Source organism: Mycobacterium sp. NGS40 (genome assembly GCF_059812735.1).
The window spans coordinates 1-568 of the sequence record NZ_JCALDG010000118.1 but is presented as its reverse complement, the minus strand read 5'-3'; the positions used below and the strand labels follow the sequence as shown (position 1 = coordinate 568).

Annotated in this window: 1 protein-coding gene; it reads left to right on the top strand. The window is 60.6% G+C overall.

Annotation, left to right across the window (positions count from 1 at the left end):
* Positions 1–270: 270 nt before the first annotated feature.
* Entirely contained in the window at positions 271–561 is a 291-nt protein-coding gene (locus AC5Y5O_RS32200; RefSeq protein ID WP_239723502.1) for a metal-sensitive transcriptional regulator, read from the top strand.
* Positions 562–568: the final 7 nt, after the last annotated feature.

Below are 568 nucleotides of genomic sequence, written 5' to 3'. Positions count from 1 at the left end.
GGGAAGTCGGCGCTGGTCAACGCGAATCCCTCGCCACGTAGGTCTGGCCTGTGACACAAACGCCGGGGCGGCCACGAAGATCACGTCGCTTCCCCCGGCGGCCTTGGCTGACGTCACTAATCGCGCGAACGCACGCGCAGGCACGAAACCGATATTCTATAAACCCCGCAGGCTAGACTAGGCGTCAGTGGTCTCATTGGTAGCCGACCTACTGGTCACCGCAGCGGCAACGCCGAGAGCGACCCGTCGACGAAAATGCTGGGAGGCCAGTTGGAAACCACACACGGATATGTTGCGCACAAGGACGGCTACGCCAAACGGCTGCGCCGAATCGAAGGCCAGGTCCGTGGCATCGCGAAGATGATCGACGACGACAAGTACTGCATCGACATCCTCACCCAGATCAGCGCAGCCAGCAGCGCTCTGCGAGCCGTGGCTCTAAACTTGCTCGACGATCACCTGGATAATTGCATAAGTCAAGCGATTACCCACGGAGGCGACGAAGTCGAAGTGAAGCTGGCCGAGGCCTCTGCCGCCATTGCCCGGCTGGTTCGCTCCTAATTGATGG